Here is a 13080-nt window from a genome sequence, read left to right as displayed (position 1 = left end):
TTAGTTTAGGTCGTCTTTGGTCATGAGTGTGTAGAACAGCCAGGACACAAAGAGGGTGATTGCAAAGTAGATGAGGCTCATCGCGGCGGCGGGGCCGAGGTCAAACTGACCCAATGCGATTTTCACCAAGTCGATGGACAGGAGCGTGGTTGAGTTGCCGGGGCCACCACCTGTGAGCACGAAGGGCTCGGTGTAGATGTTGAAGCTGTCCATGAAGCGCAGAAGGATTGCGATGGTCAGAACGCTTTTCATCTTGGGCAACTGGATGAATCGGAACACGGACCAGTTGGAGGCGCCGTCGATCTTGGCCGCCTGATAGTAGGCGTCGGGGATGGAGACGAGGCCCGCGTAGGACAGGAGCACCACAAGCGAGGTCCAGTGCCACACATCCATGGTGATGATGGTCACCCATGCGGCCACGGGATCCTGGGTCATGTCATAGTTGATGCCCAGCACGTGGTTGAGGAAATAGCCCAGAAGACCGATGTCTGGTAGGGCGAAGATGTTCCACATCGCACCGACCACGTTCCATGGGATCAGCATGGGCAGGGCCATGAGCACGAGGCAGACCGGCACCCAGAAGCCTTTGCGCGGCATGGAGAGCGCGATGGCGATGCCAAGCGGGATCTCGATCAGCAGGATCATGGCGGTGAAGAAGAACTGACGCCCCAGAGCGGCGTGGAAGCGCTCGGAGCGGAGGATCTGTTCAAACCATGTGAGGCCTTCCCAGAAGAAGAGGTTGTCGCCGAAGGTTTCCTGTACGGAGTAGTTCACCACGGTCATCATCGGGATGATGGCGTTGAACGCCACGAGGATCAGCACCGGGGCGACGAAGAACCAGGCTTTTTGGTTTTCGGTTTTCATGCTGCGCTCTCCTTTTGCGCGGGCGTGGTTGCGATCCAGCCGTCGGCGTAGAGCCGGGTGTGTTCCGGGGTGAAATGCAGATGCACCTCGTCGCCTTTTTGCGGCGCGGGGCCGTTTTGGATGGCGGCGACCTTGTGAGTGCCGACGGTGGCTTCGACCACGGTGTGGCGGCCCACATCTGCCACGCGGGTGACAGTGGCAGGGATGCCGGTGTCAGCGAGGCGCACGAACTCGGGGCGGATGCCGATTTCGAGCTGACCGGAGGCGCCTGCGTTGATCGGACCTTCCAGCGCGACCGCACGGCCCGCAAAAAGGGCCTGGCCGTCTTTCACTTCGGCGGGCAGCACGTTCATGCCCGGGGAGCCGATGAAGTGGCCCACAAAGGTATGTGCGGGGCGTTCAAACAGCTCTTCAGGCGTGCCGATCTGCACCACTTCGCCGAGCTGCATCACCACCACCTGATCGGCAAAGGTGAGGGCTTCGGTCTGGTCGTGGGTCACATAGATCATGGTGTGGGAGACGCGCTGGTGCAGCTCTTTGAGCTTGGTGCGCAGTTTCCACTTCAGGTGCGGGTCGATCACGGTGAGCGGTTCGTCAAACATGACGACATTCACGTCATCACGCACAAGGCCACGGCCCATGGAGATCTTTTGCTTGTTGTCCGGCGAGAGGCCAGCCGCTTTGCGATCCAGCATGTCGGTGACTTCGAGCATCTCTGCAATCTCTGCCACGCGCTTTTCGATGATCGCGGGATCCACGCAGCGGTTCTTGAGCGGGAAAGCAAGGTTTTCGCGCACGGTCATGGTGTCGTAGATCACCGGGAACTGGAACACCTGGGCGATGTTGCGCTGATCCGGGGGCAGGGTGGTGACATCCTGACCGTCAAAGAGGATCTGGCCCTCAGAGGGCACGAGAAGGCCGGAGATGATGTTGAGAAGCGTGGACTTGCCGCAGCCGGAGGGGCCAAGCAGGGCGTAAGCGCCGCCGTCCTGCCAATCTAGATCAACTTCTTTGAGGGCAAAGTCCTGAGGCCCCTTGGGATCGGGGTAGTAGCTGTGCCGGAGGTTTTTAAGTGTGATTTTCGCCATTCTGTCTGCCCTCAGCCGACGCGGGCGCCATCGGGCGCGAAGTAAAAACAGGTGGTCGGATCAAGGAAGAAGTCATGCTCTTCGCCAATCCGGTAGGGGTGGGTGCCATGGGCGAGGCTGACCCAGCTGTTGCCGTCAAAATCAAAGTGGGCGGAGCTTTCGGACCCGGAGAGTTCGGTCACGCCCACATGGCCTTTCAGAGCCACATCTGAGCCGTCATGGGCATGAGGCAGCACGTGGTGTGGGCGCACAGCCATGATGTAGTCGCCATCTTTGAGACCTGCGGCCTCGCCTGCGGCGGTCCAGCTCAGCGCGCCAAGATGCATGGCGTCGCCGCGCTTGGTGACCGGCGCGTGGTTGATCGGCGGATCAGAGAAGATGCGGGCCGCCGTGAGAGAGGCCGGAGCGCGGTAGATATCAGCAGTGGTGCCGAACTGGGCCACATTGCCATCCACCATCAGCGCGGTTTCTCCGCCCAGCAGGAGTGCCTCTTCGGGTTCGGATGTGGCATAGACCACCACAGCGCCGCGACCGGCAAACAGCTCTGGCAGCTGTTCGCGCAGCTCTTCGCGCAGTTTGTAATCAAGGTTGGCCAGCGGCTCATCCAGAAACACTGCGCGGCTTTCCTTGGCAATCGCACGCGCCAGCGCACAGCGCTGTTGCTGGCCACCAGAAAGCTCATGCGGGCGACGGTGCAGCATGGGGCCAAGCTGAAGAATATCGGCGGCCTCGGCCACGCGGTCTTCGATCTCGGATTTGGCCATGCCCGCCACTTTCAGCGGGGAGGCGATGTTTTCAAACACCGTCATATGCGGGTAGTTCACGAAGAACTGGTGCACGAGGCTGATCTTGCGTTTCTGGGTGGTCAGCGCGGTGACGTCTTCGCCCTCCATGATGATCTGACCGGAGGCGATCGGGTCCAGCCCGGCCATCATCTTGATCAGGGAGGTTTTGCCGGCGCCGGTTTCACCCAGCAGAACGTTGAAATGGCCTTTTCTCAACGTCAGGGTCGTTGGCTTGATGTGTGTCACACCCTGCACGACCTTGGAAATGTTCTTTAGTTCAAGTGCCATGGATGCACCTTTGATCCTTGTGGAGCGTACCCAAACAGATGGGGCAATGGAGGAGGGGAGTGTTGGTAAGGTGGCCGGGGCTTGAAGGGTAAGCCCCGGCCGGTTTGACCATGAACACGGGGAGTGTCAGGTCAGGAGGAACAGTTAGTTCTTGTTCCAGCGGGCAACCAGATCGTCATAGTTTACGGTCTCGCCCTGTGGTTTTTCGTTGTCCAGCTTTGGCTTGGCACCGCCGTTGGCGAACCACCACTCTGCGTCTTTCTCCTCGTTGAGGCGAGGACCACAGCCGCCATAGACATTCTGGGCCTCATCAGCACGCTGCATACGCGCCATGGTGATGTCCATTTCTTCGGCCAGACGGTCCATTGCTTCCTGTGGAGTGAAGGCGCCGGAGTTCACGTCACCGATCTGCTGCCACCAGATTTGGGCCAGCTTCGGATAGTCAGGCACGTTCACGCCGGTTGGGGACCATGCCACACGATCAGGAGAGCGGTAGAATTCTACCAGACCACCCAGTTTCGGGGCACGCTCGGTGAAGCTTTCGTGGTTCACAGAGCTGTCACGGGTGAAGGTCAGACCCACGTGGGATTTCTTCACGTCAACCGTTTTGGAGGTCACGAACTGAGCATAGAGCCATGCCGCCTGTGCGCGGTCCGCCGGGGTGGACTTCAGGAAGGTCCAGGAACCAACGTCCTGATAGCCAACCTTCTGGCCTTTTTCCCAGTAAGGGCCGTGTGGGCTTGGTGCCATACGCCACAGTGGGTTGCCTTCGGCGTCCACGGTGTTGTTGCCTTCAGACTGTGGCTTCACCATGTCTGCGGTAAAGGCGGTGTACCAGAAGATCTGCTGGGCCACGTTGCCTTGTGCCAGAGCTGGCAAAGACTGGTAGAAGTCATAAGAGGCCGCACCGGGAGGGGCATAGTTGCGCAGCCATTCGTCCCATTTGCGGATCGCGTAGACTGCTGCTGGACCGTTTGCTGCACCACCGCGGGTGACGGATGCACCGGCTGGGTTACAGGAGCCGGCTTCCATGCGGATGCCCCATTCGTCGATTGGCACACCGTTTGGTTCACCTTTGGAGCCTGCGCCCGCCATGGAGAGCCATGCGTCGGTCATACGCCAGCCAAGGTCTGGTGCGCGTTTGCCGTAGTCCATGTGGCCGTAGATGTCGACGCCGTCGATGTTCTTCACGTCTTTGGAAAAGAACTCTGCGATGTCTTCATAGGCGGACCAGTTTACAGGCACGCCGAGGTCATAGCCGTATTTGGCTTTGAACTGCTCTTGCAGGTCTGCGCGGTCAAACCAGTCTTTGCGGAACCAGTAGAGGTTTGCGAACTGCTGATCCGGCAGCTGGTACAGGTCACCATCCGGGCCGGTGGTGAACTGGGTGCCCATGAAGTCATCCAGATCAAGGGTTGGTGAGGTGGTCGCTGCCCAGTCGCCCGCCATCATGTCGGTCAGGTTGTAGGCCAGTTGCAGACGGGAGTGCGTACCGATCAGGTCGGAGTCATTGACATAGCCGTCATAGAGGTTCCGCTTGGTCTGCATCTGAGTTTGCACCGCCTGAACCACTTCTCCCTCACCGAGGATCTGGTGGTTGACTTTGATGCCGGTGATTTCTTCAAAAGCCTTGGTCAGAACTTCGGCTTCATAACCGTGGGTCGGAATGCCTTCCGACAGCACGTTGATTTCCATGCCCGCGTAGGGCTGTGCCGCAGAGATGAACCACTGCATTTCGCTCATCTGCTCGTCTTTGCTCAGCGAAGACGGCTGGAATTCGGCATCGATCCAGCGCTTGGCTGCCGCTTCGTCGGCGTAAAGCGATTGTGTACCCGCAATCACGGCAGAAGCCGCAACGGCGGAGATAAGATACTTCCGCATCTTTTCCTCCCGATTGGTTGTATCCCCGGCTGCAGAAAGCCGGATGCCTTACGTTGTCAAAAGAGGAATTTTTAGTCAACTAATTTATTAGTAGTGAGAAACTTCCTTCGGGTCATTCTCACTAAGTGACTGTGTTTGCTTTGTTTTGTTGATATTTGACCCTTTTGGTTGAGGGCGTCAACGGTAAATAAACCTTGACTCTGAACAAGTGTTCAGACTGCTTTGCACGCCGATGCGATGACGTTATGACTGTGGGATGCAGCTTTTCACGCATTCTGGCGCACGCACCGTGGGAGGGATTTTTCATGTCAGATTATCTGTTTGAGGCACCAGAGGTGTTTGCGCTCCCTGTTGCGGGCGAGGCGCTGAGCTATCCGGTGCGCCGTATCTTCTGCGTGGGGCGGAACTATGCGGCCCATGCGGCGGAGATGGGCGGGGAGGTGGACCGTGAGGCACCATGGTACTTCACCAAATCCGTGGCTCATGCGGTGTTGAGCGGGGCGGAGGTGGATTTCCCTCCGGGTACTGAGAATTACCATCACGAGATGGAGCTGGCCTTTGTGCTGGGGGCCTCGGTGTTTGAAGCCACCGAGGCGGAGGCCGCAGCGGCGATCTATGCCTATGGCTGTGCGCTGGACATGACACGGCGGGACCGGCAGCAGGATGGCAAGGACAACCGCAGGCCGTGGTCGCTTGGCAAAGATGTGGAAGGCTCAGCTGTCTTTGCGCCGCTGACAAAAGCCGCAGAATTTGGCGCACCAGCGGCGCAGGCGATCCATCTGGAGGTGGACGGAGAGACCCGTCAGGCCGCCGATCTGAGCGAGATGGTCTGGTCGCCCACAGAGATCGTCATGCATCTGTCGCGCTATTATCACCTGACCGCCGGGGATGTGATCCTGACAGGCACGCCCGCCGGTGTGGGGCCGGTGACAGCCGGGCAGGTGATCACAGGTGGGATCGACGGGCTCGCGCCGATCCGACTGGCGTTGAAAGTTACAAAAAGCTGAGGCTTATCCAGAGCGCAAGCATTTAAGCCAGCCAAGAAGGGCAGGCCGAATGGCCTGATATGGGGAGCAGATGGGGATCAAGTTTTTTTCGGATAAGGCGCGGCCGGTGCATCTTGGCCCCTATCCGCTGGAGCGATTGGTGCGCGGCGCGATGCCTGAGGTGGCGGGGATGCCACGGGATCGTGATCTGAGCTTTCACCGGCCGGAGCGGCCAGAGAGCATCGTGAACGCCATGGGCGAGTTTCAGGCGATGCTGGATGCCTTGCGGGACGGGCTGGTCAATCCGGTGCAGTCAGGTATTCCGGATGATCCAATTGAGCGCTCCAACCATCTGAAATCTTTTGGCTATTTCAACGACGCCTCGATGGTGGGCGTGGGGCCGTTGCCCGCAGCGGCGCGGCTGTCCACCCCACGGCGCAACCCGGATATTGACCGGCTGTCGGAGGCGCTGCGCACGCGGCAAATCAAGTCGTTGGCGGCGGGGATCGACGTCATTATGGCTGATCTCAAGGACAGTATGGAAGCGCCGCCCAGCAGCATTGAAAGCCACGAGAATGCGCTGGTCTTTCTGATCGAACACCATCGTGATCCGGAACGGGGCGAGCCGGGCAGTGACTGGATTTTGGATGCGCAGGACCATCGCGCCTGTCTGCGGGCCACCGAAGTGGCGGTCGTGATCGCCAACTACATCCGGCTTCTGGGCTTTGACGCAAAGGCGCACACCGCGACCTCCACCGATGTGGATCTGGGGCGCGTCGCTGTGGCGGCGGGCTTGCTGGCGCTGGAGAATGGTGAGCTGATCGCACCCTGGCTGGGCACCCGCTATGGGTTGGCGGTGATCACCACGGATATGGCGCTGGCCCATGACGGGGCGCTGGCACCGATGCGCGCGCAGCCTTGGGCGCAGACACAGGGGCCCGCGTGGTGGCTGGGCACCGGATCAGCGAAATCTGCGCTCAACCAAGACCCCTATCGCAACCGCGACTATGTCAAAGGGGCGCATCCGTTTGAACGGCTGAAGCGGGTGGAAACCCCGACCACCTACATTGATGAGGCCAATGTGGCGCGTGTGCCCAAGCGGGCGGACATGTTTGCGCGGGCGCAGTTCGGGGACATGGGCAAGACCCTGCAGGATTCGGCGAAGGGGGGCTATTATGTGCGCAAATCCGCGCCGAGCTTTGCCCAGAGACGCGCGCTTGGGGCCTTTGTACTGCTGCAGGATGGCGCGAGCGCTGAGGTCAAAAAGCCAACAGATTCAGAGCGTAACGCGGCGAACCTGAAAGCGGCGACCTATTTCCTTGGTGTTGATGCGGTGGGGCTCAGCCGGTGCCCGGAATGGGCGTGGTATTCGCATGACGCGACCGGAACGCCAATTGTGCCGAGCCATGACAACGCCATCAGTATGATCATCGATCAGGGCTACGAGACCATGGAAGGAGCCTCTGGCGATGACTGGATCAGTGTGGCGCAATCCATGCGGGCCTATCTTCGGTTCTCCCTGCTGGGCGGCGTGATCGCGCAGCAAATCCGCAATCTGGGCTATAAGGCCAAGGCCCATACGGTGATGGATGGTGAGGTGCTCCAGCCGCCGCTGTTGCTGCTCTCAGGACTTGGCGAAGTGAGCCGGATCGGTGAGGTGATCCTGAACCCCTATCTGGGGCCGCGTCTGAAATCCGGTGCGGTCACCACCGACATGCCTATGAGCCATGATCTGCCAATTGATTTTGGCCTGCAGAACTTTTGTGAGAATTGCAACAAATGCGCGCGGGAGTGCCCCTCCGGGGCTATCACGGCTGGCCCGAAACTGATGTTCAACGGCTATGAGATCTGGAAGTCGGACAGTCAGAAATGTGCCACCTACCGGATCACCACGCCGGGTGGTTCGATGTGCGGGCGCTGTATGAAGACCTGCCCGTGGAATCTTGAGGGGCTGTTTTCAGAAGCGCCGTTCCGCTGGGCGGCAAGCAATTTCCCAAGCCTTGCCAAGCCTTTGGCCAAGCTGGATGATGCGGTCGGGAATGGCGGGCTGAACGACGTCAAGAAATGGTGGTGGGATATTGAGCTGGAAGAGGATGGCGCATACCGGCCATCCAAACACCCGCTCAATCGCCGCGATCTGCAGAAAGATCTGGACCTGAAATATGAGGATCAGACGCTGGCGGTCTATCCGGCGGCGTTGGCGCCCCATCCGTGGCCGTATCCTTTCCCGATGGATCGGGAAGCCGGGATCAAAGCTTATGAGGCGATGGTCTCTGCGGATGAATACAAGCTGCGGCTGGCGGCGGGGGATACCTCGGTGATTGACCGCTACGTGGTGCCGGATGCGGCGGATGCACCGGTCGTGCAGGTGCAGATCTCTCAGGTTGAGCCGATGACCGCGGATGTGACCAAGTATGAGTTTCAGTCGCTGGATGGCGCGCCGCTGCCGGAATGGACGGCGGGCGGGCATCTGGATGTGCTGGTCGCGCCGGAGTTTCTGCGCCAGTACAGCATGTCGGGGGACCCGCAGGATCGCTCCAAATACCAGATTGGCGTGTTGCGCGAAGACGAAGGGCGCGGGGGCAGTGCGCTTCTGCACCGGATTTTCCGAGAAGGGCGCAAGGTGTTTGTCTCCAAACCGATCAACCACTTTGAGCTGGTTGAGGAGGCGACAAAGAGCTTCCTGATGGGCGGCGGCATCGGGATCACGCCGATGATTGCCTTTGCGCACCGTTTGCATGATCTGGGCCGAGATTTTGCGCTGCACTACTCGGCAAGCCGGGAGGAGGGCGCGGGCTATATCGCCGATCTGAAGGCGATGCCCTGGGCCGATAAAGTGGTGTTCCATTTCTCTGACAAAGGCACGCGCGCGGATCTGGACGCAATCCTTGGCGGGTATCAGGAGGGCTGGCATGTCTATACCTGCGGGCCGGACCGCTACATGGAAGGGGTCATGGCAGCGGCAGAGCGGCAGGGCTTCCCCGAAGAGGCGCGGCATCTGGAATACTTCAACGTGCCTGAGCAGCCGGAGTATGAGAATTTCGACTTTAAGTTAAAGTTGAAAGATGGTCGGGAACTGTTTGTTCCGGCTGATAAAATCGCCACTGATGTGCTGCTTGAAAACGGTGTGCATGTGGATGTGAAATGCGCCGATGGCATTTGCGGTGTGTGCAAATGCGGGCTGATTTCTGGGGATGTGGAGCACCGGGATTTTGTGCTCTCCAACAAACAGCGGGAGACCTCGGTGATCCTGTGCCAGAGCCGTGCCAAAGAGGCGGGCGGCGTCGTGGAGATTGATCTCTGAAGGGGCCAGTCCCCCGCGTAAGGGGGGCTGTATCGGTGGGCCGTTGGTCCGGGGCCGTTATCTAGTTTGCGACCAAGCGCTGGGTTTCGCCTGCGATGATGCCTTCTTCATCGGTGGGGATGACATGGGCTGCGAGGCGGCTGGTTTCGCTTGTGATGCGGCTTGCGCCGGAGGTGTTGGCCTCTGCATCGAGGTCTGCCCCAAGCCATGCGCAGCCCTGCAGGATACGCGCACGTATGGGCGCTGCGTTCTCGCCAATGCCGCCGGTGAAGACGATGGCGTCAAGCCCGCCAAGGGTGGCGGCCAGCGCGCCGATCTTCTTGCAGGCCTGATAGACAAAGAGCTCTACCGCCTCAGCCGCTGCAGGGCTGTCTGAGGCCAAGAGATCACGCATGTCAGAGCTGAGACCCGACACCCCGAAGAGACCGGATTTGGTGCCCAGCGTGGCTTCGATTTCGGCCACGCTCATACCGCGGTCACGCATCATGTGAAAGATCACGCCGGGGTCGAGCTCGCCGCAGCGGCGGCCCATCACCAGCCCATCAAGGGCGGTGTATCCCATTGTGGTGGCGACACTTTTCATGTCCTGCATGGCGCACATGGAGGCGCCGTTGCCCAGATGCGCGACAATTACCTTGCCGTTGGGCGTGTCCAGATGGTGCGGCAATTGGGTGGAGATGTAGTGGTAGCTGAGCCCGTGAAAGCCATAGCGCAGGACACCGTCATCAGACAGCGCGCGCGGGATCGCAAAAAGCTGTGCGATGCGGGGCTGGGTGCGGTGGAAGGCGGTGTCAAAGCAGGCCACCTGCGGGATGGTGGGCCAGCGGCGGGCGACGGCCTCGATGCCTGCGAGGTTGTGGGGCTGATGCCCCGGGGCGAGCGGCGCCAGCGTGCGTAGTTTTTCGATCACCTCGTCGGTCACACGCGCGGGGGCGGCAAATTCTTGGCCGCCGTGCACAACCCGATGGCCCGCGCCAATGATGTTGAAGCCCTTTTCCAGCCCCATGATATGCGCCAGCAGCCAGTCGAGAATTTCGGCGTGGGTGGCGTCTTCGGCGACGGGCAGATCAATCTCGCTTGCGCCGCCGTGATATTGGGGGCCCATGCCGATGCGATCGACCTGACCGGAGAGCTGCACCGCAAGCTCGATGTCATAGACCGCGTATTTGATCGAGGAGGAGCCTGCGTTCAGAACGAGATAGGCGTCTTGGGCGCTCACATCAGATCCTTTCCGAGGCTGTGGTGCACCATGAGCTGCGCCAAGGCGGCGGACACGAGGCGGGAGAGCGTGCCGTCCGCGCGGGAGGTCAGCATGATTGGTACGCGCGCGCCCAGAACGATGCCCGCGCTGTCAGCCCCTGCGAGATACATCAGCTGTTTGGCAATCATATTGCCGGCCTCAAGGTCCGGTGCAACGAGAATGTCAGCGTCTCCGGGGACCTCAGATTTGATGCCTTTGGCGTCTGCGGCGCGGCGGGAGATGGCGTTGTCAAAGGCCAGCGGGCCGTCGAGCACGCCGCCGGTGATCTGGCCGCGATCCGCCATTTTGCAGAGCGCGGCTGCCTCAACCGTCGACGGGATCTTGGGGTAGATGGTTTCCAGCGCGGAAAGAATGGCCACTTTGGGGGTGTCGACGCCGATGGCCTGCGCCAGACCAATGGCGTTTTGCACGATGTCGGCTTTGGCCATGAGATCGGGGAAGATGTTGATCGCGGCGTCGGTGATCATCAGCGGCTTGGGGTAGGCGGGCACATCAAGCACGAACACATGGCTCATGCGGCGCTCGGTGCGCAGACCGTGGGTTTTGTGCACAACGGCGCTCATGACTTCATCGGTGTGCAGCGCGCCTTTCATGATCGCCTGCGCACGGCCCTCGCGCACCAGACGCACCGCTGTTTCGGCGCTGTCGTGGCTGTGGGGGGCGTCAATGATCTCGCAAGCGGAGATATCAAGCGCATGCTCTTTGGCAGCGGCTTTGATGCGGTCTTCAGGGCCCACCAGAAGCGGGGTGATCAGGCCTTTTTCCAGAGCGGCCAATGCGCCCTCCAGAGAGGCTGCGTCAACGGGGTGAACAACAGCGGTTACAATGGGGTCCAGAGGCGTGGTGGCCTCCAGCATTTCGTCAAAGCTGTTCTTGTGATGGGGGGCTGAAAGATCCACGGCATACTCCGAGCCTAGATGTTGCGATGCACGTCCTTGTGGCTGTCATATGGGGGGGCGGGGATGTTTTGGCAATAAAAAGCGGACCCGCAAAACGAGAAACCCGCTTTGCGGTTCTTGCAACGCTTCGTTGCAAATTAACTAAGCATTTATAAGGGTTAGGCTTCTGGCGCGAAGCTGCCGAAATCCCGCTGTGCAAAGACCAGCGGGGTGCCTTCGCCAATCGCGGCGCGCAGGACGCGGCCAACCATAATGTCGTGATCGCCTGCGGGATGAACCGCATCGGTGGCGCATTCAAACCGGGCCAGACAGTTGTGCAGACAGATGACGCCGTCAGCATTCACCTCATGATCGATCAGATCAAAGGCGTCGCCCCGTTTGGAAAAGGCAATCGCCAGATCTTTCTGGTCTGCGCGCAGCACGTGGATAGCAAAATGGGTGGCCGGGACAAACTGTGCATAACGCAGGGAGTCTTTGGCCAGCGACCAAAGCACCAGCGCCGGGTCCAGCGACACGGAGGCAAAGGAGTTGGCGGTCATACCAATCGCGCCGTTGGCTGTCTTGGTGGTGATCACGGTCACGCCGGTTGCAAAGTTGCTGAGCGCATTGCGATAGGCGCGTTGCGTGTCAACGGAAGGAACGAATCCGGTCAGAGTGGTGTCAGCGGACATGAAAGGCCTGTTCGATTGGTCTGCGCGTGGGCGCAGAGATGGGCTGAATTTTACCTAGTTGCAAGGCTTGAGTAAGATTCAGGGCCAGAATGTGGCGGAGACCTTGCGTGATCGAGCCCGTGGCCCGTGGAGGGTTTTTCCATAAGAAAAAGGGCTCACCGCGCCCTTTGGGTGGCCAGATACAGATAACTTTTGAGCAAAAATGATGAAAGTTGTATTAATCGGAACTGCAAATGGCTTCGGTTCTGCCCGATTGCTGCCCTGATCCGTTGTTCAGATGGGGCATCGGTCAATGGAGGTTCCATGCGGAGCATCAAAGTTTTCGCCATTCTAGCAGCGCTGCTGCCATCGGTGGCGCTGGGGGAAATGGGGAACAATCGGCTTGGTCAGAGCCTGCCAGGGGAAAGCGCCGTGGGGCGCTTGGTGGTGGCAGGCAAGGCCATGTGTACAGGCGCTTTGATTGCGCCGGATACAGTGCTGACGGCTGCCCATTGTTTGTATGATCCACGCAGCGGCAAGCGCGTGTCGGATTCTTCGGTGGAGTTTCAGGCGGGGCTGAAGGGTGGTCAGGCCAAGGCAATCGGCAAGGTTGCACGCGCCACGGTGCATCCAAATTACGTACACCGCCGCAAGGGCAGTGCGCAGCTTGGCTTTGATTTGGCGGTGCTGAAACTGACGCGACCGATCTCAAAAAATTCAGTGATGCCAATCAAGTACGGCATGAACCTCGCGGATGGAGACCTGCTGGGTGTGGTGAGCTACACGATCACCAACCGCAATGATCCGATCATGGAATTCCCCTGCCGCGTGCTGGCACGTCAGGACAAGACGCTGGTGATGAACTGTGAGGTGAACTCCGGTGCCTCGGGCGCACCGATCCTCGCGCTGAGCCGAAACGGCCGCTCCCCCGCTTTGGTGTCTGTGGTCTCTGCCAAGGCCGCGATGGGCGGGCAGAATGTCTCTGTGGGCACGGTGCTGAGCCCGGATGCGCTGCGCCAGATGATTGCAGGTGGCTGAGGTTTTACGACCCAATTGATCGAGTGAAGGCGGCCT

At 59.9% G+C, this 13080-nt stretch carries 10 protein-coding genes; 3 read left to right on the top strand and 7 right to left on the bottom strand.

Going from position 1 to position 13080, the window contains the following annotated elements:
- From J7412_RS13185 to J7412_RS13170, 4 genes are all read right to left on the bottom strand, one after another.
- The gene (locus tag J7412_RS13185) at nt 1-864 is read right to left on the bottom strand and encodes a sugar ABC transporter permease (protein WP_209062155.1); all 864 of its coding nucleotides are present in this window, start codon (nt 862-864) and stop codon (nt 1-3) included.
- Nucleotides 861-1952: an ABC transporter ATP-binding protein gene (locus J7412_RS13180; protein ID WP_209079047.1), complete on the bottom strand. Its 1092-nt coding sequence runs from the start codon at nt 1950-1952 to the stop codon at nt 861-863. Before J7412_RS13180 ends, J7412_RS13185 begins: the two co-directional genes overlap by 4 nt.
- Before the next feature lie 11 nt (nt 1953-1963).
- Nucleotides 1964-3025 carry an ABC transporter ATP-binding protein gene (locus tag J7412_RS13175; protein WP_209079046.1) on the bottom strand — a complete coding sequence of 354 codons (1062 nt, stop codon included), beginning with the start codon at nt 3023-3025 and terminating at the stop codon, nt 1964-1966.
- 144 nt (nt 3026-3169) lie between these two features.
- Nucleotides 3170-4906 (bottom strand): ABC transporter substrate-binding protein, encoded by a 1737-nt coding sequence (locus J7412_RS13170; protein ID WP_209079045.1) that lies wholly within the window; start codon nt 4904-4906, stop codon nt 3170-3172.
- 305 nt (nt 4907-5211) lie between these two features.
- Between J7412_RS13170 and J7412_RS13165 the strand changes: the two genes are divergently transcribed.
- Both J7412_RS13165 and J7412_RS13160 read left to right on the top strand, forming a co-directional pair.
- Nucleotides 5212-5913, top strand: a complete 702-nt coding sequence (locus J7412_RS13165) for a fumarylacetoacetate hydrolase family protein (protein ID WP_209079044.1) — start codon at nt 5212-5214, stop codon at nt 5911-5913.
- Between the two features lie 70 nt (nt 5914-5983).
- Complete coding sequence (locus tag J7412_RS13160) at nt 5984-9196, top strand: reductive dehalogenase domain-containing protein (RefSeq protein ID WP_209079043.1); 3213 nt, start codon at nt 5984-5986, stop codon at nt 9194-9196.
- A gap of 61 nt (nt 9197-9257) precedes the next feature.
- Here J7412_RS13160 and J7412_RS13155 read toward each other — a convergent pair whose 3' ends face one another.
- The 3 genes from J7412_RS13155 to J7412_RS13145 all read right to left on the bottom strand — a co-directional run bounded on the left by J7412_RS13155 (nt 9258) and on the right by J7412_RS13145 (nt 12027).
- Nucleotides 9258-10415 (bottom strand): acetate/propionate family kinase, encoded by a 1158-nt coding sequence (locus tag J7412_RS13155; RefSeq protein WP_209079042.1) that lies wholly within the window; start codon nt 10413-10415, stop codon nt 9258-9260.
- Nucleotides 10412-11356, bottom strand: coding sequence for a bifunctional enoyl-CoA hydratase/phosphate acetyltransferase (locus tag J7412_RS13150; RefSeq protein WP_348540500.1), 945 nt, complete (start codon nt 11354-11356; stop codon nt 10412-10414). The genes J7412_RS13155 and J7412_RS13150 overlap by 4 nt, the downstream gene beginning before the upstream one ends.
- A 158-nt stretch (nt 11357-11514) precedes the next feature.
- Nucleotides 11515-12027, bottom strand: coding sequence for a flavin reductase family protein (locus tag J7412_RS13145; RefSeq protein WP_209079041.1), 513 nt, complete (start codon nt 12025-12027; stop codon nt 11515-11517).
- A gap of 303 nt (nt 12028-12330) precedes the next feature.
- On the opposite strand from J7412_RS13145, the gene J7412_RS13140 reads away from it, so the two are divergent.
- Nucleotides 12331-13044, top strand: coding sequence for a S1 family peptidase (locus J7412_RS13140; RefSeq protein ID WP_247738718.1), 714 nt, complete (start codon nt 12331-12333; stop codon nt 13042-13044).
- Nucleotides 13045-13080 lie beyond the last annotated feature (36 nt).

Source organism: Shimia sp. R9_3, assembly GCF_017743755.1.
GTDB lineage: Bacteria > Pseudomonadota > Alphaproteobacteria > Rhodobacterales > Rhodobacteraceae > Shimia.
Note: the sequence above shows the minus strand (reverse complement) of the source record. Positions and strands in the feature narration are given on the sequence as shown.

Bases quoted from the DNA above. Each gene is read 5' to 3' on its own strand.
- J7412_RS13185 (WP_209062155.1), bottom strand. From the start codon at position 864: ATGAAAACCGAAAACCAAAAAGCCTGGTTCTTCGTCGCCCCGGTGCTG.
- J7412_RS13180 (WP_209079047.1), bottom strand. From the start codon at position 1,952: ATGGCGAAAATCACACTTAAAAACCTCCGGCACAGCTACTACCCCGAT.
- J7412_RS13175 (WP_209079046.1), bottom strand. From the start codon at position 3,025: ATGGCACTTGAACTAAAGAACATTTCCAAGGTCGTGCAGGGTGTGACA.
- J7412_RS13170 (WP_209079045.1), bottom strand. From the start codon at position 4,906: ATGCGGAAGTATCTTATCTCCGCCGTTGCGGCTTCTGCCGTGATTGCG.
- J7412_RS13165 (WP_209079044.1), top strand. From the start codon at position 5,212: ATGTCAGATTATCTGTTTGAGGCACCAGAGGTGTTTGCGCTCCCTGTT.
- J7412_RS13160 (WP_209079043.1), top strand. From the start codon at position 5,984: ATGGGGATCAAGTTTTTTTCGGATAAGGCGCGGCCGGTGCATCTTGGC.
- J7412_RS13145 (WP_209079041.1), bottom strand. From the start codon at position 12,027: ATGTCCGCTGACACCACTCTGACCGGATTCGTTCCTTCCGTTGACACG.
- J7412_RS13140 (WP_247738718.1), top strand. From the start codon at position 12,331: ATGCGGAGCATCAAAGTTTTCGCCATTCTAGCAGCGCTGCTGCCATCG.